The 21,790-nt window shown below is 62.2% G+C and carries 18 protein-coding genes and 1 pseudogene; 4 read left to right on the forward strand and 15 right to left on the reverse strand.

Features of this window, described 5'->3' with window-relative positions:
* Positions 1 to 31 precede the first annotated feature (31 nt).
* Positions 32 to 1,252: a lytic murein transglycosylase gene (locus ACTJKM_RS03165; protein ID WP_058325935.1), complete on the reverse strand. Its 1,221-nt coding sequence runs from the start codon at positions 1,250 to 1,252 to the stop codon at positions 32 to 34.
* 399 nt (positions 1,253 to 1,651) lie between these two features.
* On the opposite strand from ACTJKM_RS03165, the gene galU reads away from it, so the two are divergent.
* On the forward strand, positions 1,652 to 2,539 hold the full coding sequence (gene galU, locus ACTJKM_RS03170) for a UTP--glucose-1-phosphate uridylyltransferase GalU (protein WP_057254631.1): 888 nt from the start codon (positions 1,652 to 1,654) through the stop codon (positions 2,537 to 2,539).
* Between the two features lie 115 nt (positions 2,540 to 2,654).
* On the opposite strand, the gene ACTJKM_RS03175 is transcribed toward galU, so the two are convergent.
* The 8 genes and pseudogenes from ACTJKM_RS03175 to ACTJKM_RS03210 all read right to left on the reverse strand — a co-directional run.
* Positions 2,655 to 4,100, reverse strand: coding sequence for an outer membrane beta-barrel protein (locus tag ACTJKM_RS03175; protein WP_058325914.1), 1,446 nt, complete (start codon positions 4,098 to 4,100; stop codon positions 2,655 to 2,657).
* 110 nt (positions 4,101 to 4,210) lie between these two features.
* Entirely contained in the window at positions 4,211 to 4,669 is a 459-nt protein-coding gene (locus tag ACTJKM_RS03180) for an NfeD family protein (RefSeq protein WP_058325913.1), read from the reverse strand.
* 3 nt (positions 4,670 to 4,672) lie between these two features.
* Complete coding sequence (locus ACTJKM_RS03185) at positions 4,673 to 5,671, reverse strand: SPFH domain-containing protein (RefSeq protein WP_058325912.1); 999 nt, start codon at positions 5,669 to 5,671, stop codon at positions 4,673 to 4,675.
* A gap of 200 nt (positions 5,672 to 5,871) precedes the next feature.
* A complete protein-coding gene (gene hemH, locus ACTJKM_RS03190) occupies positions 5,872 to 6,909 on the reverse strand; it encodes a ferrochelatase (protein WP_058325911.1) in 1,038 nt (345 codons plus the stop codon).
* A 116-nt stretch (positions 6,910 to 7,025) separates the two neighbouring features.
* Complete coding sequence (locus tag ACTJKM_RS03195; protein ID WP_058321012.1) at positions 7,026 to 8,912, reverse strand: 5'-nucleotidase C-terminal domain-containing protein; 1,887 nt, start codon at positions 8,910 to 8,912, stop codon at positions 7,026 to 7,028.
* Between the two features lie 228 nt (positions 8,913 to 9,140).
* The gene (omp10, locus tag ACTJKM_RS03200) at positions 9,141 to 9,509 is read right to left on the reverse strand and encodes an outer membrane lipoprotein Omp10 (RefSeq protein WP_058321013.1); all 369 of its coding nucleotides are present in this window, start codon (positions 9,507 to 9,509) and stop codon (positions 9,141 to 9,143) included.
* A gap of 173 nt (positions 9,510 to 9,682) precedes the next feature.
* Positions 9,683 to 11,134 carry a homospermidine synthase gene (locus ACTJKM_RS03205; RefSeq protein WP_057254637.1) on the reverse strand — a complete coding sequence of 484 codons (1,452 nt, stop codon included), beginning with the start codon at positions 11,132 to 11,134 and terminating at the stop codon, positions 9,683 to 9,685.
* A 272-nt stretch (positions 11,135 to 11,406) separates the two neighbouring features.
* Positions 11,407 to 11,502 (reverse strand): annotated as a pseudogene (locus ACTJKM_RS03210) (heme-dependent oxidative N-demethylase family protein); the annotation flags it as partial.
* 152 nt (positions 11,503 to 11,654) lie between these two features.
* Between ACTJKM_RS03210 and ACTJKM_RS03215 the strand changes: the two are divergent.
* A complete protein-coding gene (locus tag ACTJKM_RS03215) occupies positions 11,655 to 12,605 on the forward strand; it encodes a GGDEF domain-containing protein (protein ID WP_057254638.1) in 951 nt (316 codons plus the stop codon).
* Here the strand turns inward: ACTJKM_RS03215 and ACTJKM_RS03220 are convergent.
* Genes ACTJKM_RS03220 through ACTJKM_RS03230 form a run of 3 tightly spaced genes read right to left on the reverse strand, consistent with a single transcriptional unit; the run spans position 12,570 to position 16,303 of the window.
* Entirely contained in the window at positions 12,570 to 13,202 is a 633-nt protein-coding gene (locus tag ACTJKM_RS03220) for an aminotransferase class IV family protein (protein ID WP_058325910.1), read from the reverse strand. The genes ACTJKM_RS03215 and ACTJKM_RS03220 overlap by 36 nt on opposite strands.
* Positions 13,199 to 14,398 (reverse strand): aminodeoxychorismate synthase component I, encoded by a 1,200-nt coding sequence (locus tag ACTJKM_RS03225; protein ID WP_058325909.1) that lies wholly within the window; start codon positions 14,396 to 14,398, stop codon positions 13,199 to 13,201. Before ACTJKM_RS03225 ends, ACTJKM_RS03220 begins: the two co-directional genes overlap by 4 nt.
* A gap of 45 nt (positions 14,399 to 14,443) precedes the next feature.
* A complete protein-coding gene (locus tag ACTJKM_RS03230; protein WP_113513260.1) occupies positions 14,444 to 16,303 on the reverse strand; it encodes a M3 family oligoendopeptidase in 1,860 nt (619 codons plus the stop codon).
* Between the two features lie 189 nt (positions 16,304 to 16,492).
* Between ACTJKM_RS03230 and ACTJKM_RS03235 the strand changes: the two genes are divergently transcribed.
* Entirely contained in the window at positions 16,493 to 18,037 is a 1,545-nt protein-coding gene (locus ACTJKM_RS03235; RefSeq protein ID WP_057254642.1) for a sigma-54-dependent transcriptional regulator, read from the forward strand.
* Between the two features lie 180 nt (positions 18,038 to 18,217).
* Positions 18,218 to 20,080 carry a DUF882 domain-containing protein gene (locus ACTJKM_RS03240; RefSeq protein WP_113513258.1) on the forward strand — a complete coding sequence of 621 codons (1,863 nt, stop codon included), beginning with the start codon at positions 18,218 to 18,220 and terminating at the stop codon, positions 20,078 to 20,080.
* A 160-nt stretch (positions 20,081 to 20,240) separates the two neighbouring features.
* Here the strand turns inward: ACTJKM_RS03240 and ACTJKM_RS03245 are convergent, their stop codons facing one another.
* The 3 genes from ACTJKM_RS03245 to ACTJKM_RS03255 all read right to left on the reverse strand — a co-directional run bounded on the left by ACTJKM_RS03245 (position 20,241) and on the right by ACTJKM_RS03255 (position 21,770).
* On the reverse strand, positions 20,241 to 20,504 hold the full coding sequence (locus ACTJKM_RS03245; protein WP_057254644.1) for a DUF2312 domain-containing protein: 264 nt from the start codon (positions 20,502 to 20,504) through the stop codon (positions 20,241 to 20,243).
* A gap of 126 nt (positions 20,505 to 20,630) precedes the next feature.
* Positions 20,631 to 20,936, reverse strand: coding sequence for a DUF1244 domain-containing protein (locus ACTJKM_RS03250; protein WP_058325907.1), 306 nt, complete (start codon positions 20,934 to 20,936; stop codon positions 20,631 to 20,633).
* Between the two features lie 45 nt (positions 20,937 to 20,981).
* On the reverse strand, positions 20,982 to 21,770 hold the full coding sequence (locus tag ACTJKM_RS03255; RefSeq protein ID WP_058325906.1) for an N-formylglutamate amidohydrolase: 789 nt from the start codon (positions 21,768 to 21,770) through the stop codon (positions 20,982 to 20,984).
* Between the last annotated feature and the right edge of the window lie 20 nt (positions 21,771 to 21,790).

Below are 21,790 nucleotides of genomic sequence, written 5' to 3' on the forward strand. Positions count from 1 at the left end.
CGGATGCGGCGATCGTGAAACCTTGATCCTGCTAGTTGCGCAGAGCCCGCAGCAGCATCTGGGTCGGCTGTCCATCCGGCGGCAGGCCGTTCTTCGACTGGAACGCCTGGATCGCGGCCTTCGACCCGGAACCAAAATTGCCGTCGACTTCGCCGCTGTAGTAGCCGAGCTCCTTCAGGCGGTTCTGCAGTTCGAACTTTTCGCTGATGTCGAGCGATCCGTCCGGACGCGGCCAGCGCTGCTGCATGCCCTGATAGCCGGCGATCTGGTCGGCAAGAAGGCCGACGCCGAGAGCGTAGCTGTCGGAGGCGTTGTAGCGCTTGATGACGAAGAAGTTCTTGGTCATCAGGAAGCCGGGACCCTCGCCACCGCTCGGCAGCTTGAGTTCGGCGCGTATGCTGCCGTTGCGGAAGCCCTTGCCGTTGGGTCGGCCGAAGCCGAGCGACGCCCATTCGGCGAGCGTCTTCGTCTGGCCGGAATATTTCGCGGCATTTGCCGGCGCCGCGACTTCGTAGCCCCAGGTTTCGCCCGGCTGCCAGCCGTTCTTCTTCAAAAGGTTGGCGGCGGTCGCCAGCGCATCCGGCACCGAGTTCCAGATGTCGCGGTGGCCGTTGCCGTCGGCGTCAACCGCATAGAGCAGGTAGCTCGTCGGGATGAACTGGGTGTGGCCCATGGCGCCCGCCCAGGAGCCGGTCAGCTCGCGCGGCGTGATGTCGCCGCTCTGGAGGATCTTCAGCGCGGCGATCAGCTGCTTCTTGGCGTAGTTCGAGCGCTTCGGATCGGCATAGGCAAGGGTGGCGAGGGCGCGCGGCACGTAGTGCAGGCGGTCATCCTTCTCGAGCACGGCGCCGTAGTTGGATTCCATCGACCAGATCGCCAGCAGGATGGTCTTGTCGACGCCGAAGTGCTTTTCCAGCGCGTTCAGCGTGCGGGCGTGCTTCGTCGCCATCTCCTGGCCGACGCGCTTGGTGTACGGGTTCACGCGGGAATCGATGTATTCCCAGATCTTGTGCTTGAACTCCGGCTGGTAGTTCGCCTTCTCGATCACCGTCTGGTCAGGCGACTTCACGCCGGCGAAGGCCTGGCGATATGTCGACTTGCTGATGCCGGCCTTGGCGGCCGTCGTGTAGAATTCGTTGATCCAGTTCTGGAATCCGGCATCGGCGCGCGCGGGCGAGGTGCCGAGTGTTGCGGCGGATAGGACGAGGGCGGCTGCGATATGACGGAAAAACGTCCTGCGGTTTCTGATCATCAGCTGTCGGTTCCGTTTCTCTGCGGGGGCTTCGGCCGTCATGGCCCGAATCACTCCGCAAGGTGGCAGTCTGGGGCCAGCCTCGACGGTGGGGGCAGTCGTCGGCGGCTCCTGTTTCGGATCCGGCCGCGATTGTTGCATTGCCGGATTGCAACGAATCTACAGAAACGTGGTCAACAAACCCTTTACCATGAAATTGTGGTGGCGTCTTCCGCTGTAGAAAATGTCAAGCCATGGTCGTGGAGTTCGCATATGCATTTGTTCCGTCGGTTCAGGCTGTGTTCAGCTGACGGCATAGAGATTGCGGCTCCATTACGGAGCGCTGTATGGTTTCAGACGGATTGCCGTCCGGGACCATCCGGCAAGACTTATGAGTGAGTTCCTATCAAGGAGGTATCGATGACCGACAAGCGTAAAGTCCGCAAAGCCGTGTTCCCAGTCGCAGGGCTGGGCACACGTTTCCTGCCGGCTACCAAGGCCGTGCCGAAGGAAATGCTGACGGTGGTGGACAAGCCGGTCATTCAATATGTGGTCGATGAGGCGCTGGAAGCCGGCATCGAGCATCTGATCTTCGTCACCGGCCGCAGCAAGGCGGTGATCGAGGATTATTTCGACATTCAGGTCGAGCTCGATCAGACGCTGCGCGAGCGCAACAAGAAGGCCGAGATCGCCCTGCTCGACAGCATTCTGCCGAAGGCCGGCACGACCAGCTTTACCCGCCAGCAGGCCCCGCTCGGCCTCGGCCACGCGGTCTGGTGCGCCCGTGACCTCGTCGGCAACGAGCCGTTTGCGCTGCTCTTGCCCGACATGATCATGAAGGGCGAAAAGGGCTGCCTCAAGGGCATGGTCGAGCTCTATGAGCAGAGCGGCGGCAACGTCATCGCCGTCGAGGAATGCGCACCCGACCAGGCCCACAAATACGGCATCGTCGGCGTCGGCGACAAGGTGGGCGATGGTTTCAAGATCACCAAGATGGTCGAGAAGCCGGCACCGGGCACAGCCCCGTCCAACTTCTTCATCAACGGCCGCTACATCCTGCAGCCGGAGATCTTCCCGATCCTCGAAAAGCAGGAACGCGGCGCCGGCAACGAAATCCAGCTGACCGATGGCATGCTCAAGCTCTCCGACAGCCAGCAGTTCGCCGCCTATCACTTCCGTGGCGACACCTATGACTGTGGCGCCAAGGACGGCTTCATCCTGGCAAACGTTGCCTTTGCTCTGGAACGCGGCGACATCCGCCCGAGCGTCGAGGGGCCGCTGAAGACGCTGCTCGGCAGCCTGAGGTAATTTCGGTTCCACCGAAACGAGAAGGCCGCGTTCCCCGAGGAATGCGGCCTTTTTCATTGGCTGCTGGCAATGAGTGTTGTTACCGCTCTAGCTTTGCCGGCGGCTGACCTTTGGCTCAACGCCGCAGGACGAGGCCGACGCCGACACGGGTGATGTCGGTCGGATCGCCGACGTCGGGCGTGGTGCGCTCGTAGCTGACGTCGCCGGTCAATGCGAGGTAACGGTTCATATCCCAGGTGAGGCCTGCGCCCGTGCGCCAGGTCGTCTCGTCGGAGGAGCGGGAGTCCGACGGATATTTGCGGATGATCAGAGTGTTGGACAATCGTGCGACCAGATCGGAGCGCATCTGGTGGGTGATGATGTTGGTCAAGGTATAGTCGATCGATCCGGAAACGCCCGCCGTCGTCGACGGATCGAGATCCGTCAAAACCGCGAAGAGCACATCGGTGCCGCGCTGCGGCGACCAGTTGAGGCGGCCGTCGACGGACAGGCCGCTGACGTCTTCGAGCCTGTCATCATCGAAGCGATAGGTCTCGTAGCCGAGGCCGAGCTCACCATAGAGTTTCTCGCCGAGATCGACCTCGATACCGCCGCGTCCGGCATAGGTCTGGTAGGAACGCTCGAAGCCGGACGTGTCCTCGCGCAGGTCGTAAAGCGACTTGCCGACGGAGGCTTCGAGGAACGGGATCAGCGCCGGCGACAGTTCGTAGCCGACGCGGGCAATCAAGTTTCCGGTGTTGCGGTTGCGGTCCTTCTCGGACAGTGTCGTGCCGTTTTCGAGTTCGACATCGCCATAGGTTTGGCGGTCGAAATCGATTCCGACCGAACCGCGGATCAGACCGAAATCGCGCTCGATGGCGGCACCGAGGCGGTAGGTGTTGACCGCGGACTGGGTCTTGGCGTTCGAAATCGCGTTCGGGTCGTCGGCGTCTTCTCGGTAGAAACTGTATCCGGCCCGGAGTCGTGCAATCGTTTCGTCCCAGAGATCGAGGCGCAGTTCCGCGTCTACATCGGCGCGCGGCTCTTCCTCCCCTTCGCCTGAGATGTTGTTTTGCAGGATGCCTTCGCCGGTGACGGTCAACTGGTGACGCGACCAGTCGGAGGTCAGGGTGCCGCGGATGCCGGTTTCGAGATAGCCGCGGTTCGTCTTGGTGTCACCGTCGTTGCGCCATTCATGGTTGATGGTCTCGCTGACGCTGGGGCGCAGTGTGAAGGTCCCGATGCGAACGCCCGGCGTGGTACGATACCCCTCCGTATCGGTTCGAAGCCTCAGGCCATCGATCGTCGGCTCCCGCTGGTTGAGGCGGAGGAAATCCTCGTTCTGCGCCGGCGGAAGATCGTCGCCGCTGACGGCGCCGGTGGTTTGCGGATCGGCGATTGCGGGCGTGGTGGCCGGGACTGTTGCCGGGGTGGTGGCGACGCCATAGGAGGTCGTCGGGGCCGTGGCCGTTTGCGCGCGCAATGACGATGGTGCGAACAGGGCAGTGCCGGCCAATAGCAACGCCAGCGAGGTCGAACGCCGCGCGTCTCCTTTGGTCGAGCGAGATGAGCCTGGCACCATATGCCGTTTGTCCACGAAGCCTGATTGCAATCCTTTCGCAATCGTAAAGCGACGTGGTTAAGCAATCGTTTCCAAATGGGAAAAACGTCGTGGCATCAGCCGCTTGCCGATCAGGCGCTTTCGACGGTCAGGTTTCGGCCATGGCTGGAAACGACGCGGACTCGGGTGCCAGCCGGCAGGTCCGGTCCCTCGATGATCCAGAACGTATCGTCGAGCCGGATACGGCCGCGTCCCTCGGCGATCGGTTTCTCCAGTACCGCGGTACGACCGACGAGACTTTCCGCTCTCTGGTTCAGCAAGGGTTCGTCGGTGGTTTCGGCTGAGGACAGAACGAAGCGGCGGCCGAGCAGCACAGCGACCACCGAGAGGACGGCGAAGAGGACGAACTGCACCTGCCACATCCAGAAGCCGGTCTCCCAGAGCATAAGGGAGAGAATTCCGATAATGAGCGCGGCGATGCCGATCCAGATCAGGAACACGCCGGGTGCCACGAGTTCGGCTGCCAGCAGCACGAAGCCGAGAACCCACCAGCTCCAGGGCCCGAGTTCTTGAATGGCGCGTTCGATCATCGCCTACTTCCCTTGCGAGGGATCTGCCGGGAAGGCGGGCGTGGTCCGAGGAGTCGATGGGCGCGGGCGTGTCGCCGGTGCCGTCTGTCCATCGCCAAAAACCTCCTTGGCGATGGCGCCGATACCGCCGAGCGAGCCGATCAGTGCGGAGGCTTCCATCGGCATCAGCACGATCTTCTGGTTGTTGGCGGTGCCGATCGAGGCGAGCGCCTCGGTGTACTTCTGCGCGACGAAGTAGTTGATCGCCTGGATGTCGCCGGCGGCAATCGCGGCAGAGACCATCTGCGTCGCCTTGGCTTCGGCCTCGGCCAGACGTTCGCGGGCTTCCGCATCGCGGAAGGCCGCTTCGCGCTGGCCCTCGGCCTGGAGGATCGCCGACTGCTTGGCGCCCTCGGCGCGCAGGATCTGCGCGTTTCTCGAGCCTTCCGCTTCCAATACCTGGGCGCGCTTTTCGCGTTCGGCCTTCATCTGTCTTGCCATGGCGTCGACAAGGTCCTTCGGCGGTGCGATATCCTTGATCTCGATGCGGGTGATCTTGATGCCCCAGGGGTTGGCGGCCTCGTCGACGACATGCAGCAATCGGTCGTTGATCGTATCGCGATTGGAAAGCAGTTCGTCGAGATCCATCGAGCCCATGACCGAGCGGATATTGGTCATCGTCAGGTTGAGGATGGCGTTTTCCAGGTTGGCGACCTGATAGGCGGCCTGCGCTGCGTTCAGCACCTGGTAGAAGGCGACGGCGTCGGCCGAGACGCTGGCATTGTCCTTGGTGATGACCTCCTGAGTCGGAACGTCGAGCACCTGCTCCATCACGTTCATCTTGGCGCCGATCCGGTCGATGAAGGGCACGATCAGGTTCAGACCTGGCTCCAGCGTCTTCGTGTAACGACCGAAGCGCTCGATGGTGTAGCGGTAGCCCTGCGGCACCGTCTTGATCCCCATGAAGAGGACCAGGATGATGAGAACCACGAAACCGACGACGACGATATCCAACCCGCCCAAGAGATGCCCCCTAAATTTGCAATCCCGACCCGAGACAGCACTTTAGCGCAATAGTTGTCGGTCCGGAATCGGTTTCCGCGGATTGCGCATAGATTCAAAATGTTAGGGACGCGCACTCGCCGGTGAGCGCGTGCGTGTTCCATTCATCCAGAAGTGGTGATCGGGGCACCGTTTTCAAGCGGCGCGGCAAGGAATGGGAGCTAGAGCCAGCCGGCGAGTTCGCGACGCACGACGTGTTCGAGGACCGCCATGCCTTCGGCGCTGTCGTTGAGACAGGGAATGTGGGTGAACTTGTCGCCGCCATTGTGGTGGAAGCTCTCGGCCGCCTGCTCGGCGATCTCCTCCAGTGTTTCCAGACAGTCGGAGACGAAACCGGGGTTGATGACGGCGATGCGCTTGACGCCTTCCTGTGCGAGTTTCTCGACCGTCTTGTCAGTGTAGGGCTGCAGCCATTCCTCGGGGCCGAAGCGCGACTGGAAGGTGACCTGCAGCTTGTCCTTGGACCAGCCGAGCTTTTCGCGCAGTAGTCGCGCGGTCTTCTGGCATTGGCAATAATAGGGGTCGCCCTTGTCGAAATAGCTCTTCGGGATCCCGTGGAAGGAAGTCAGAACCACTTCCGGTTCCCAGTCGAGCGTCGCCAGATGGCGCTCGATCGAGGTCGCGAGCGCGTCGATATAGACCGGATCGTCGTGGTAGGGCGGAACCGTGCGCAGCGCCGGCTGCCAGCGCATCTTCAAAAGCGCCTCGAAGGCCTTGTCGTTGACGGTGGCGGTGGTAGCGGCCGCATACTGCGGATAGAGCGGGAAGACGAGGATGCGTTCGCAACCGGCCTTCTGCAGCGCCTCCATGCGCGAGGCAATCGATGGCTGGCCGTAGCGCATGCCCCAGTCGACGATCACCTCAGGGCGATCGGCGAACGTTTTGGCGATCAGTTGCGCCTGGTTGCGGGTGTAGGTCCTGAGGTAGCTTTCGTTCAGCTCCTTGTTCCAGATCGTCTCATAGGCCTTGCCCACCTTGCCGGGACGGGTGTTGAGCACGATGCCGAACAGGATCGGGTACCAGAACAGCCGCGACCATTCGATCACCCGGCGGTCCGTCAGGAACTCCTTCAGGTAGCGGCGCATCGAGGTATAGTCGGTGCCGTCGGGCGTGCCGAGATTGACCAGCAGAATGCCGACCTTTCCGGATTTGACGGAAGGGTGGTCGGCAGGGGCGATCACGGCAAGCTGTTCGGTCATCTCGGTCCTCGTCGGCCCCGTTCAATCGGGACACTGCTTTCGGTTTCAAATCCTTCTAAAAAGAAAAGCCGGCGCGGGGAAGCCCGCGCCGGCTCTGAAAGTAGAGGAAAATTGTCTTACTTTGCCGGAATTTCCAGTTCCGTGCCGACATGCAGCGCGCGCGGCGCCGGCTTGCCGTTGGCTTCGGAGATCTTCTTCCACAGCGAGCCTTCGCCGTAGAACGACTTGGCGAGGTCCCAGAGCGTATCGCCCTTGGCGATCACGTGCTTCTGCGGGCCGCTTGCCGCGGGCGCTGATGCATCGCCGGAGGTTGCCGCCGGCTGGGTTGCCGTGGTGTCGGTGCCCGTCGCCGGCTTCGTTTCCGTCGCCGGTTCTGCCGGTGCAGCACCTGCAGCCGAAGCGACCTCGGTGATGCGGCCATCGGTATAGGGCTTGAACGGCTGGTGGGCGGCGAGATAGTCGGCGAGCACGGTTTCGAGGCCCGGACCGTAGTCGTAGGCGTTTTCACCCTTCTCCTTGAAGACGTCGTAGCCGTCGCCGCCATTGCGCATGTAGTTGTTGGTGACGAGCGAATAGGTCTTGGCCGGATCGAGGGCGACGTAGCCTTCGCCTTCCTTTACCTCGACCGAGACGACACGGCTGCCGACCGGCTTCGACTTGTCGAAGGAGAACTTCATGCCCGCCACCTGCGGGAAGCGACCGCCGCCTTCCTCGAGCTTGCTGAGGCCGTTTTCCAGCGCTTCACGGATGCCGTCGCCCTTGATCTGGAAGGTGGCGACCGTGTTCTGGAACGGCAGAACGGTGATGGCTTCGCCCATCGAAACGTCGCCGGCGTCGATCGAGGCGCGCAGGCCACCGCCATTGGTGATGGCGATGGTGACACCCTGGCCCTTGACGCGGTCGAGCATGGCGTCGGTGAGCAGGCTGCCCATTTCGCATTCCTTGGTGCGGCAATTCTCACGCGAGCCGTCGATCGGCGCTTCGGTCTTGGCGATGATCTTCGAGCGCAATTCCTCGATCGGCTTGCCGAGTTCGGCGACGCGCGCCAGCACGGCCTCATCCGGCTTGACGGACGAGTCGACCAGGATCGGATCGCCCTTGGCGGCTTTGACGACGCCCTTGTCGTCGAAGGTGACGACGAGATCGCCGAGATACTTGGTGTAGGATGCGGCCTGGACGACCGGAACCTTGTAGCCGCCGGGATTGTCGACCATCGTCGGGTAGGGGCCTTCGGCCTTCGGGTCGGTGTTGGACAAGAGGCTGTGCGAGTGGCCGCCGACGACGATATCGACATCGGGGATCTTGGCAATTGCCGCGAGATCGCGCGGATAGCCGACATGGGTCAGCGCAATAATCTTGTCGACGCCCTGCTTCTTCAGTTCTTCGACAGCGGCCGTGGTGGTGGCAACGTCGTCGCCGATCAGGATGTCCGGGCCAGGCGAGGAGAGTTCCGGCGTGTCGTTGGCGACGGCGCCGACGATGCCGACCTTCTGGCCGCCGACGTCGAGCACGATCGACGGCTTGATGCGGTCGCCGATCTTCGACTTGTGGCTCGGCAGGACGTTGGCGGTGACGACAGGGAAGGTAATCTTGTCGAGGAAGCCGGCCAGGCCGTCTTCGCTCTCGTCGAATTCGTGGTTGCCCACGGTCATCGCATCGAACTTCATCAGGTTGAGGAACTCGGCTTCGGCCAGGCCCTTATAGGTGGTGAAGAACAGCGAGCCCTGGAAGTTGTCGCCGGCATTGAGCAGCAGCACGTTCTTGCCGGAGAGTTCCTGGCGTTTCGTGTCGATCAGGGCTTTCAAGCGAGCGACGCCGCCGAAGCATTCGTTCTTGCCTTCCTCTTCCGCCGAGCAGGTCGAGTCGAACTTGTTGATCGACTCGATGCGGGAATGAAGGTCGTTGATGTGCAGGATGTTCAGCTCATAATCGGCGAAGGCTGCGCCCGAGGAGAGGGCAAGAATGGACGCGGTCATCAGGCCGGTCCGCATGTGTCTGATCATGATGTTCTCCTGTTTGCCGGTTGTCAGCCGACCGTTTCCGGAGCCGTGAAGACGGAACCGTTCCCCACGGTCGGAGTGGCTTTGCCGGGCCGGATGTTTTCATCACTTGAAGGTGACTTCAAGCGCTAAAACCAAGCTCGCTTTGTCAATTTATAACGAGGTTAAGCTGCGATCCTGCAACAAAAAAAGCCCCCGATCGGGGGCTTCGATACTTGCGTATGCGCTGTTTTAGCCGCGCCGCGCCAGCGAGAACTGCGCGCCGGCATCGGTGGTGCAATTGAGCTGGTTCTGGGTGACCAGGGCGCAAGCGACCTTGGACTGGGTATTGCGCACGAGCGAGGTCATGTTGATCTCGACGAGCGTCGGGCTCGTCTTGATGTAGTTGCCCGAAGCAAGCAGCTGGTTGGTGTCGGTCGTGCGGGTCGAGAAGGTGCCGCCCGCAAAAGTCGAGACGATGCCGTTCGGGTCTACCCAGGAGCCTTCGACGCCGGTCGCCTGGCGCGACGGCCCGCCCTCATCGATGATCCGGGGCGACGACTGGCAGGATGCCAAGGCCGCGGCGGTTGCGATAAGGGTCAGAACTGCGAATGGCTTCATAGGCGATTTCCCCCGCATTGGGCCGAGCGGACTGTTTCATTCCGGCATGACCATGCCGCGATCATGAGTTGAAAGCAAGAGCGGCAGGGGGCGGCCGGCGCCTTTTCCTGCACAGATGAAAAGGCCCGGGACACGGTCGTGCCCCGGGCCGGATGACGTTTTACGTCAAAAGCTTAGCGAACGAGGATGTTCTTGAACTGCCAGGGATCCTTGGTGTCGATGTCTTCCGGGAACAGGCCCGGACGACCGTCGAGCGGGGTCCAGTCGGTGTAGTGGCCTTCAACCGGACCGAGATAGGGAAGCTGTACTTCCAGGCAGCGCTTGTAGTCCATCTCGTCGGCTTCGACGATGCCGGCCTTCGGGTTTTCGATCGCCCAGACCATGCCGGCGAGAACCGCAGAGGTTACCTGCATGCCGGTGGCGTTCTGGTAGGGAGCGATGCGGCGGGTCTCTTCCAGAGACAGGCGCGAGCCGAACCAATAGGCATTCTTGTCGTGGCCGTAGAGCAGGACGCCCAGTTCGTCGAGGCCCTCAACGAGTTCCTTCTCGTCGAGAACGTGATGGACCGGCTGGGCGTTGCCGCCGTTGCCGAACATCTCGTGCAGCGACAGGACCGCGTCGTTGGCCGGATGGTAGGCGTAGTGGCAGGTCGGACGGTACGTCACTTCGCCGTCCTTATCGCGAACGGTGAAGAAGTCCGAGATCGAGATCGCCTCGTTGTGGGTGACGAGGAAGCCGTATTGCGGGCCAGGCGTCGGGCACCAGGTGCGTACGCGGGTGTTGGCGCCCGGCTGCTCCAGGTAGATTGCAGCCTTGCAGCCCTTCTTGTGCTTCTTGGCGTTCTTCGGCATCCAGTTTTCATGGGTGCCCCAGCCGAGTTCGGCCGGCTGCAGACCTTCGGAGATGAAACCCTCGACCGACCAGGTGTTCCAGAACACGTCGAGCGGCTTCGGCTTCTTGGTCAGCTGGGTGTCGCGCTCGGCAATGTGCACGCCCTTGACGCCGACCTTTTTCATCAGCTTCGCCCAGCCTTCGCGGTCGTCCTGATGCGGCTCTTCAAACTTCACGCCGAGGTCGTTGGCGAGGTTCAAGAGGCCCTGCTTGACGAACCAGGAGACCATGCCGGGGTTGGCGCCGCAGGTGGAAACGGCCGTGGTGCCGCCCGGGTTCTTTTCCTTTTCCTTGCGAACGGTTTCGCGCAGCGCATAGTTGGTGCGCTCGGAATTGTCCATTTCGGCGTCGAAATAGAAACCGAGCCACGGCTCAACGACCGTGTCGATGTAGAGAACGTCGAGCTTGCGGCACATCTTGATCAGGTCGAGCGAGCCGGTATCGACCGACAGGTTGACGCAGAAGCCCTGGCCTTCGCCTTCGGTGAGCAGCGGCTTCAGCAGTTCCTTGTAGTTGTCCTTCGTCACATGAGCGCGAACGTGACGTACGCCATGCCGTTCGAAAATCTCGTTGTCGGCGGCGTCCTCACGGGGTTCGACCACGATCAACCGGTTCTTGTCGTATTTGAAGTGGCGCTCGATCAGCGGCAGGGTGCCGCGACCGATCGAACCGAAACCGATCATGACGATCGGACCGGTGATCTCGCCGTAAACCGGATAGGTGGTATCTGCCATTTTTGTCTTACTCCTGAGGAAACTTTCCTGTGACGGTGGGTGACTAAGCATGAGGAAGCGGCTGGTGCCGCTGTTCCAGCTTGACGGGTGTGCCGCAGCGGCTTCGGTGCCGAATGCGGCACGCGGGCGCTGTAGAGCATAGATCGCTGTCACAATAAAGAGCCGGCGGGTCAACCGCTATCTGAGATAGTGCTTAACCGGCGATCGAAAGCAGGGCCGCGACTGCCTCACGCTTCCGCAAGAAGGCACTTCTTTTCTGAGAGCTAGTGCTGTAGCTGTTCGTCAGGCTCGATCCAGCGATCGGGATCGAGTTGGGCAAGGCCGATGGTGAAGGGCTTGGAGGAACCGTCGTAGCGCGTATGCTTCATGCACTTCGGCCGGTCCAAGACGGTGATTTAACCATATCCCCATCGTTTCACACGCGTAAACGCTTGTCACAAGCACTTCGTGCTATAGCTTCGTCTGAAGCATCCGCTTCGCGCCATGATTGATATTGTCCGACCCGGAGGCCTGACAGACCGTGACCGGTAGTCATCTCAAGGCTCTTGCGGCCTTACAGAGCAAAACACCCGTACTGATCGCGCTCTACGATCAGCACGATCGATTGCGATTTGCCAACACGGCATTTCGCGCGGCCTATCACGTCGGTCCAGACGAGAGCCCTACCTGGGCGGAGATCATGCGCCGGAACTACGCAGCCGGCCAGGGGACCGTCCTGAAAACCGACGACGTCAACGCCTGGATCGCCTCGACGGCTCACCGGCGCGGCAAAGTGCCTTTTCGTGCCATGGAAACCGACTTGCATGACGGCCGCTGGCTGTGGATGACGGAGACGGTGGATTCCGACGGCTATATGCTTTGCATTGCCGTCGATGTCACCACCATCCATGCGGGGGAGCGCGAGCTCCGGCAGGACCGCGATTTCGCGCTTCGGGCGGCCCAGGTCGACGAGCTGACCAGTGTGCCCAACCGTCGCTACACAATGGGGCGGTTGACTGAATTCATCGCCAACTGTGCCGAAAATCCGCATATGTGGGGTTGCGTCGCGATCATCGACATCGACTATTTCAAGGCGATCAACGACCGCCACGGGCACCAGCGCGGCGACGAGGTTCTGCTCGATTTCGCGCGTCAAATGCAGGAATTCGTGCGCCGCTCGGATTGCTTCGGCCGGATCGGCGGTGAGGAATTCATGCTCATCCTGCCTGATACCACCATCAGCGAAGGCAATCGCATTCTCGACCGTCTGCTCGAAAGGGTCAGAAGCTCCCGGCCGCTCGAGAATATTCCGGAGTTCTTCTACACCTGTTCGGTCGGGCTTGCGGAATATCGTGATGGCGATTCCGTCAGCGATCTCTATGCGCGCGCCGACCAGGCGCTCTACCTCGCCAAGCGCGATGGGCGGGATCGTGTCAGACGCTACACGCTTCCCGGTTCAGACCAGGAGTCTCACCCGGATCATACCGCGTAGCGAATTGCCGACATAGACCGTTCCGCTTGTGAGATCCGCCGGCGAAAGGCGCGCTACCCGCGCGCGTCGTTGGCAGATGAGTTCGGTACGAAGCACACCGGCGAGCAGGCCGCAGGCGATCGGCGGTGTCTTCAGGACACCGCTACCGTCGTCGAGGAAAACCGAGGTGATCGTGCCTTCGCAGACCTCGCCCTTCTCGTTGAGCAGAAGAACCTCGTCAGCCTCGCTTGCTGCGAACTCGCCACGGGCCGTTTCATAGGCCGCCCGGCGGCTGGTCTTGTAGCGCAGCAGCGGATCACGCGAGTTGAGCCGGGTGGCGGCGATCCGCACCCGCCAGATCGTATCGTCCGACAACGGTACGAACGGTGCGGCCTTTACCTCGATGCGTCCGTCGGGGAAAAGCTCGAGCCGCACGCGGAGTACGAGCTTGTCGTCGCCGCTCTCCACCGCTGCCAACAGGGCCGCTTCTGCGCCTTCCGCTCCTGGAATGCCGAGACGTCGCGCCGATCGCTTCAGCCGCGCCAAATGCAGGCGCGATCGGACGAAGCCGTTTTCGGGCTCGTAGCGCAGCGTTTCGATCAGCGAGAAGTCCGTCATCGTGCGATCTCGTCATCGCCCAGCGCGATCTTGTCGTCGCCGAGCGCGATCTTGTCGTCGCCAATGGCGAAGCGGGCCTTCAGCAGGCATTCGTCATATTCGGATTGGGCGTTGCTGTCGAAGACGATGCCGCCGCCGACATTGAAGATAGCCTCGCCGTTGGGGAAAAGCGAAATCGTGCGGATGGCGACGCTGAAGCGCATGATCCCGCTCGGGGCGATGAAGCCGATGGCGCCGCAATAGGCGTCGCGCGGTCCGTCTTCGAGGTCGTGCAGGATTTCCATGGCCCGCATCTTCGGCGCGCCGGTGATCGAGCCGCAGGGGAACAGGGCGGCGAAGATGTCCTCGATACCGATCTCGGGCAGGAGCTTTGCCCGAACATGGCTCACCATCTGGTGCACGGTCGGGTAGGTCTCGATTTCGAAGAGCTTGGGGACGCTCAGCGTGCCGACTTCGGTGATACGCGAGATGTCGTTGCGCAGGAGATCGACGATCATCCGGTTTTCAGCCTGGGTCTTTTCGTCGGCGCGCATGGTCGCGATGATCTCGGCGTCTTCGGCCGCAGAGGCGCCGCGCTTGGCCGTACCCTTCATCGGGTGCGTCTCGATCCAGCCGTCCGCATCGACGCGGAAGAAGAGTTCCGGCGAACGCGACAGGAGGACCGGCCCGTCAAGCGCAACCAGCGCCCCGTATTTCACCGGCTGGCGGTCGATCAGCGACCAGAAGGCGGCGCGCGGATCGCCAGACCAGCGGGCACGGATCGGCATCGTCAGGTTGGCCTGGTAGCAATCACCCTGGCGCAGATGCTGGTGCAGACGATCGAAGCGCTCGCGGTAGGTGCCGAAGTCCCAGCCCGCGCGTGGCTCAGCGAGGAAGGGTTCGTTCTCGGTCCGGCGCTGCGGCTCGGCGAGGGGATGGTCTTCCGAGGGCGCGTCGAAGATGCCGAAGGACATCAACGGCGTTTCGCGGCCCTCCTCGGCAAACCTTGCGAGTTTCTGCTCGAAGAGGTGGCCGGCCTCGTAGGACATGAAGCCGGCGAGCCACTTGCCCGCCTTGTGGGCGCGCTCGAGCTCGGCAAGGCCGCGGGTGAATTCGGCTTTCGTGCGCGCGGTGACGATGCGCGAAGGCTCAGCGAAAACCGTGGTGCGGTTTTCGCTGTCGTCCCGGAACAGCACATAGGGTGCGGTGTCGCTCATAAAGTCGTCTTGTCGATCGCGCCGTGATCCGGACCTGTGCCCGGATCAGGCCTTATCAAGCGCCTCGAGTTCGTCGATGAGCCCTTCGATCATCGACAGTCCCTGTGCCCAGAACGACGGATCGGTGGCATCGAGGCCAAAGGGCGCGAGCAACTCGGAATGGTGCTTGGTGCCGCCGGCCTTCAACAGTTCGAAGTACTTCTCCTGGAAGCCTTTTTCGGCGTTCTGGTAGACGGCGTAGAGCGAGTTCACCAGGCAGTCGCCGAAGGCATAGGCGTAGACGTAGAAAGGCGAGTGGACGAAGTGGGGGATATAGGCCCAATAGGTCTCGTAGCCTTCGGAGATTCGGATCGCCGGCCCGAGGCTCTCGTTCTGCACCGACAGCCACAGCTTGCCGATGTCGTCAGCCGTCAGTTCGCCTTCCTTGCGGGCAGTGTGGACCTTGCGCTCGAACTCGTAGAAGGCGATCTGGCGCACGACCGTGTTGATCATGTCCTCGACCTTCTGGGAAAGCATGGCCTTGCGCTCGCGCTTGTCCTTCGTCCGGTCGAGCAGCGCGCGGAAGGTCAGCATCTCGCCGAACACGGACGCGGTTTCGGCCAGGGTCAGCGGAGTAGACGCCATCAGCGCGCCCTGTCCCCCGGCCAGCACCTGGTGCACGCCGTGGCCGAGTTCGTGTGCGAGCGTCATGACGTCGCGCGGCTTGCCCATGTAATTGACGAGCACGTAGGGGTGCGCGGATGGTACCGTCGGATGGGCGAAGGCGCCCGGTGCCTTGCCCGGCCGCACCGGCGCGTCGATCCAGCTCTCGTCGAAGAAGCGGCGGGCGATCGCAGCCATTTCCGGATCGAAGGCCTTGTAGGCAGAGAGCACCGTGTCCTTGGCTTCGTTCCAGGAAATCAGCGCGTTCGGCGTTTCCGGCAACGGCGCATTGCGATCCCAGAAATCCATCTCCTGCATGCCGAGCCATTTTGCCTTCATCGTGTAGTAGCGATGCGACAGGCGCGGATAGGCGGATTTGACGGCTTCGGCCAGCGCATCGACAACTTCGCGCTCGACGCGGTTCGCCAGATGGCGGCTGTCGGCGATGTCCTGAAAACCGCGCCAGCGGTCGGAGATTTCCTTGTCCTTGGCCAACGTGTTGGTGATCAGCGTGAAGGTGCGGATATTGGCCTTGAAGGTTTCGGCAAGCGCCATCGCCGCCTTCTTGCGGACCTCTGTCGCCGGATCCTGCAACAGGTTCAGGGCGACTTCCAGCGGCAGCGCTTCGCCATCGACGCTGAAGGTGAGGCTCGTCATCGTCTCGTCGAACAGCCGGTTGAAGGCGGCAGCACCCGTCATCGATTTTTCCAGGAAAAGCTGCTCCAGCTTGTCGTCGAGCTGATAGGGCTTGTCCATGCGCAGGTCGGTCAGCCAGGGCCTGTAGTGCGCGGCAAGCGTATCGTTTTCCAGCGCCTTGTCGAGGACCGCGTCATCGATCCGATTGAGCTCCAGCGAGAAGAACAGCAGATGCGCCGACATGTCGGTGAGCTTCGACTGTACGTCGCCATAAAGCTTGCCGTTCTCGGGCTTGGACGTGTCCGAGAAATAGGTGAGGCCGGCAAAGGAAGCGATGCGGCCCATGACATCTTCGAGCGCTTCGAACTCCCGGACGGCGGCGCCGATGCCGTCGTCACCACGCTTCGTCGCGGCCTCGGCCAGCTTGCCCTTCCACTTGGTTTCGAAGGCGGTCGCTTCGGTCTCGGCCTTTTTCAGGTCGTTGCGAAAGGCATCCGATGCGGCCGACGGATAGAGATCTTCGAGCCGCCAGGAGGGCAGGTCGCCGAGATCCGCGGTAGCGCCATGGGATTGCCCGGCGGCGGCGCGGACAGCGGATTGCTCGGGAGCGAAGGGGCGGAAGGTCATCGTCGGATTTCTCTCGTTCGTGACAGGAAGAAGGCAAGCGATATGGGTTCCATTGCTATCGCCGGCAATGGATAAAATGCAAGCATTTCTCAAAACATGATGTTCAGCCCTTTATGGCACAGATGCCTGACGTCATTTGGCACATGAGGTTGGCCAAATAGTACTGCGTGTCCAAAGCAGGAGGCTTCCGTGACATCACATATTCTGGTCATTGATGACGATCCGGTGCAGCGCCGGTTGTTGACGAACATGATCGAGCGTCTCGGCCATGTAGCGCATCTCGCCGACAATGGCCGCAGCGGTCTGGAGCTCCTGGAGCGCAAGGGCGGCATGATCAATGTCATTCTGCTCGACCTGTTGATGCCGGAAATGAACGGGCACGGCTTCCTTGAAGCGCTGGCCGAGCGCGGCGTCGATATGCCTGTCATCGTACAGACCGGCCAGGGCGGCATCGAAACCGTGGTTCACGCGATGCAGGCGGGTGCCTTCGACTTCCTGGTGAAGCCCGTCTCTCCGGAGCGGCTGTCGGTCGCGATCAGCAATGCGCTGAAGATGGCGAGCCGCGACGGCAAGGTCAAAACCTCGCGCCGTCCGCGCGGCGGCGCCGTCGGCTTCGAGGACATCGTTTCGGCAAGCCCGGCGATGATCCGGGTGATCGACCTGGCGCGCCGTGCCGCCCAGTCCAACATTCCGATCGTGCTCGAAGGCGAGTCCGGCGTCGGCAAGGAAATGGTGGCCCGCGCCATCCAGTCGGCGAGCGACCGGGTCGGCAAGCCCTTCGTCACCGTCAATTGTGGCGCGATCCCGCATAACCTGGTCGAGAGCATTCTCTTCGGCCACGAAAAGGGCGCCTTTACCGGCGCGACGGAAAAACACACCGGCAAGTTCGTCGATGCCGACGGCGGCACCCTGTTCCTCGACGAGATCGGCGACCTGCCGCTCGAAGTCCAGGTGAAGCTGTTGCGTGCCGTGCAGCAGGGCGAGATCGAGACGATCGGCGCGCGCCATCCGCACCGGGTCAATGTGCGGCTGATCTCGGCCACCAACAAGGACCTGATCAACGAAGTGCGCGAGGGCCGGTTCCGCGAGGACCTCTATTACCGCCTCAACGTCTTCCCGATCACCATCCCGGCGCTGCGTCGGCGCAAGGAAGACATCCCGGTTCTGGTGCGTTCCTTCGTCGAGCGTTTTGCCGCCGAGCAGCGCCTGCACACACCGCTCGCCATTTCGAGCGGCGCCTTGGCGCTGCTGACTGCCTATGACTGGCCAGGCAACATCCGGCAGCTCGAAAACGCGATCTTCCGGGCTGTTGTGCTTGCCGAAGGCAACGAGCTGACGGTGAAGGATTTTCCGCAGATCGCCACCCAGATCCCGGGCTACGTCGTTTCCGACCGCTCCGGCTTCTCCTGGGGCGAAGCCGGTCCGGAACGGGAAAGCGGGCCGGCGGAACAGGTGCCGAATGTCTATCCGGACTTCGCGAGTGCGGCGAAATCGATGGAAGGCGATGCCGGGCACGACCCGCGGATGGACAACGCGATCGCCAGCGTCGACGAGGGTGGTGACGTCCGTAAGCTCGCCGAAGTGGAAGAGGAACTGATTCGTTTTGCGCTGAAATTCTACCGCGGACAGATGAGCCAGGTGGCTCGCAAGCTCGGCATCGGCCGGTCTACTCTCTACCGCAAGCTGAAGGATTATGGCATCGATCCCGAGAACCCATTGAGGGAGGCGGCATAAAATCGACGCATTCACAATTCATTAGCCCTGCTATTCAGTCACCGCCGTTTAGACCTTGTTAGTGAAGTGTTCACTATATTATAAGGGGCGGTGACGACTGTGGCATATTTGCCATGCTGTCACCTTATTTGACAGTCATCTGAGACAGCGAAGCACGGTTGTCCGTCGGACGGGGATTGAATGCCAAATTTGTTCGGTTTTAAGAAGCCGCTCGGCTCCTTAGCGAGAGTCTGCGCGGCCTTTACCCGTAAGGTGCCGCAGGTTCTTACATCCGTTGCTATTGCGGCTTCCCTCGTGACGCCAGGTTTCGCGCCTCCCGTAGAGGCCGCGGGCCAGACCCGGACACTGAAACTCTATTTCATTCATACCCAGGAAAAGGCGCAGATCACCTTCAAGCGCAATGGCCGTTACGACACCAAGGGCCTGCAGGAGATCAACCGATTCCTTCGCGACTGGCGTCGCAACGAACCGACCAAGATGGACCCGCGCCTGCTCGACCTCGTCTGGGAAGTCTACCAGAAGAGCGGTTCGCGCGATTATATCCACGTCGTCTCGGCCTATCGTTCGCCGGCAACCAACGGCATGCTGCGTTCGCGCTCGAAGGGCGTCGCCAAGAAGAGCCAGCACATGCTCGGCAAGGCGATGGACTTCTACCTTCCCGACGTGAAGCTGAAGACGCTGCGCGAAATCGGCGTGAAGTTCCAGGTGGGTGGCGTCGGCTATTACCCGACCTCCGGCTCGCCTTTCGTTCACATGGATGTTGGCGGCGTTCGCGCCTGGCCGCGCATGAGCCGCGCCGAACTCGCACGCCTCTTCCCTGATGGCAAGACCATGCATCTGCCGTCCGACGGCAAGCCGCTTCCGGGTTATGACCAGGCGGTCGCCGACTACAAACGTCGCGTCGGTGCCTCGGCGATCGAAGTCGCCGGTGGCGGCGCAACCGGTCCTGGCGATAGCGCAAGCGGCAAGCGTCGCGGCAACCTGTTCGCCATGCTCTTTGGCGGTGGTGGCGGCGACGAGGATGAAGAACCCTCGGCGATCGCAGCCGGTCCTGGCGCTGACGATGAAGGCGGCGCTGCGCCGGCCAAGGTACAGACGGCTTCCGCTCCTGCTGCCCAAGAAGCGCTGCCAGGTGTCGCCGGCTCGGTTGCTGCCGAACCGACAGCTGCTGCCACTGCAACAGCCGAACAGAACATCAATGCACCGGTTCCGGCCGTTCGTCCTGCCTTCAAGGATGCGCCGGCCGATGGCGGCGTAGCCGTTGCGCTGGTGGCGCCGCAGAAGAACGCGGCCCAGGATGCGCTTGCTGCTGCCCTGCCGCAGACCACGGAAATGCCGAGCGAATTCGCCGATCTCGGCTCGATGAAGGTGCCGGTGCCGCAGATGCTTGACCGTCGCGACATGAATACGCTTGTCGCTTCGGCCGATCCTTCCGCGGATGTGCAGGCGCTTGGTTTCGTTCCGGTTCCGGCGATGCGACCTGCGGGTGACGCGGCCCTTGCCGCCGTTGCCGATGCGCAGGTCGTGGTTCCATCCTTCGCGGAGCGCCCGGTGGTTGCGTCCACAGAGCCGCCGCGTGACGTTGCCGCCGAGGCTGCGACCCGTGTGGCGCTTGCTGCTCCGACGCCGGCCCAGCGCGAGCCGGTATCGCAACAGCCGATCGAAATGGCGGCCTATGCGCCGCAGTCGAACACGAACGCCCGTGCGGCCGTCTTCGACAACGCCTTCGACACGCAGGCCGAAGCGCCGGCAAAGGGCGGTCGACCGAAGAAGAACGACGCCGACGCAGCGACCCGCTCGTCGGTCCGCACCGAGCCGAAGCTGACCCAGAAGATCATTTCCGAATGGGCGCTGACGACGGGTCGTGTGGCGACGCTCTCCAAGCCGGTCAAGGCGCCGCGCTTCGTCAGCAAGTCGCTCCGCACCGCACCGACCACGGTCTATGCCGCCGGCTTCTCGAACGGCGCTGGCACGGTGGACACGGCCCGCTTCAGCGGCAATGCGGTCAACTTCATGGAAGTGAAGAAGTTCAGCACGAACTGAGCTTCGGCCGAACAGCAGACACGAAAAGGCCCGCCGAACCGGCGGGCTTTTTGATTCTGTATCGTGCTTTCGAGTGCTGTCGTCTCTGGTCGGGTCGGGGGCAGCCTGCTCCCCATCGCTGTCCGGACGAGGCCGCCTGTCGGCGGCCCTGCAAGCCTGCTTATTCTTCGGCGGCTGCCGGCACCATGCCGAGCGCCTGGAGGTAGGTGTCGAGGATCGCTTCCTGTTCCATGCGCTCGTCGTGGTCCTGCTTGCGGATCGAGATGACCTTGCGCAGGATCTTGGTGTCGAAGCCCATGGACTTGGCTTCGCCGTAGACGTCCTTGATGTCGTCCGCGATGGTCTTCTTTTCTTCTTCCAGGCGTTCGATCCGCTCGATGAAAGCGCGAAGCTGATCGCGTGCGACGCCGTGAGCATCCGACATGGTCTTCTCCTTGATACGGGGAATTGAATTTCGTGGGTGCCGTGACGTGCCGAAAACGGCCGCCAAGGTCAAGGGTCAATGCGCAACAACGCGGTCAATTCCGTGGCAAGCGCCGGCGAAACGCCCTTATTCCTTCGGCCTGTTGATCTCGAAGGCTGCCTTCTGCTCGGCGGTCGCTTCCCTCTGGTGGCGCTCGCGCCATTCCTCATAGGGCATGCCGTAGATGATCTCGCGCGATTCCTCCTTGGCGAGCACAACGCCCGCCTCTTCGGCGGCTTCGCGGTACCAATTGGAAAGACAATTGCGGCAGAAGCCGGCGAGGTTCATCAGGTCGATGTTCTGGACATCGGCGCGCTCGCGCAGATGGGTGACGAGACGGCGAAAGGCGGCTGCCTCGAATGCGGTCTGCTGCTCCGGGGTCAGTTCGGTCATGGACGTTGATCCTCTTCAGTTACGGCGTGCTTCCGGACCCAAGCTCTAATAGGCGCCGGTACGGGAGGCGTGGCGCTCGTAGCGATGCAATTCGGTCATGGCGTTGAGACCCGCAAGGATTGGCGCCAGCCGCTCGGCCCAGCCAGCAACGCCCGTCTCGTCGGCGATCAGGTCCTGGCGCACCTCGATCAGGGCGTGGGGAATGCCCGGCATCATGCAGTGCCGGAACATGGTATCCCCGCGCAGCGCACCGTCATAGGGTTCGTTGTTGCCGACGACGATATCGCCCGACGCCTCTAGTTTCGCGATCAGCGGCAGGACGGCGCGCGGATCGTTGTCCCAGAGGACGGCAGCGTGCCAGGGGCGGGCCACACCCTTCCAGGCCGGTGTGTAGGAGTGGATCGAAATGACCAGCGGTGCCGCGCCATGCGCCTCGGCGCTTCGGCCGATCGTCTCGGAAACGGCGCGATGATAGGGGCGGTGGAACCGGTTCAGCCGGTTCTCCCATTCCTCTGCGCTGATTGGGTGGTTGCCGGGCACGATCGCGCCGTCGGAGATCTTCATGACCAGCGTCGGGTCGTCCTCGCCGCGATTGGGATCGATCAGCAGGCGGGAGAAGCAACCGAGCACGGCCGGCGCATCGAGCATTCGCGAGAGTTTCCGCACCAGTGCCTCGACGCCGATGTCATAGGCGATATGTCGCTCGAACGCCGAGGCGGGCAGGCCGAGACTGCCGTACTCGGCCGGTAACCGGTTCATCGCGTGGTCGGCAAGCAAAACGAGCCCGGTTGCAGGCTTGGCTTCGATAATCTCATAGGGAGAATAGTGTTGCATGCCGGTCCAGTCTCTTGTCT

This window comes from Ensifer sp. 22460 (assembly GCF_052044935.1).
Classification (GTDB): domain Bacteria; phylum Pseudomonadota; class Alphaproteobacteria; order Rhizobiales; family Rhizobiaceae; genus Ensifer.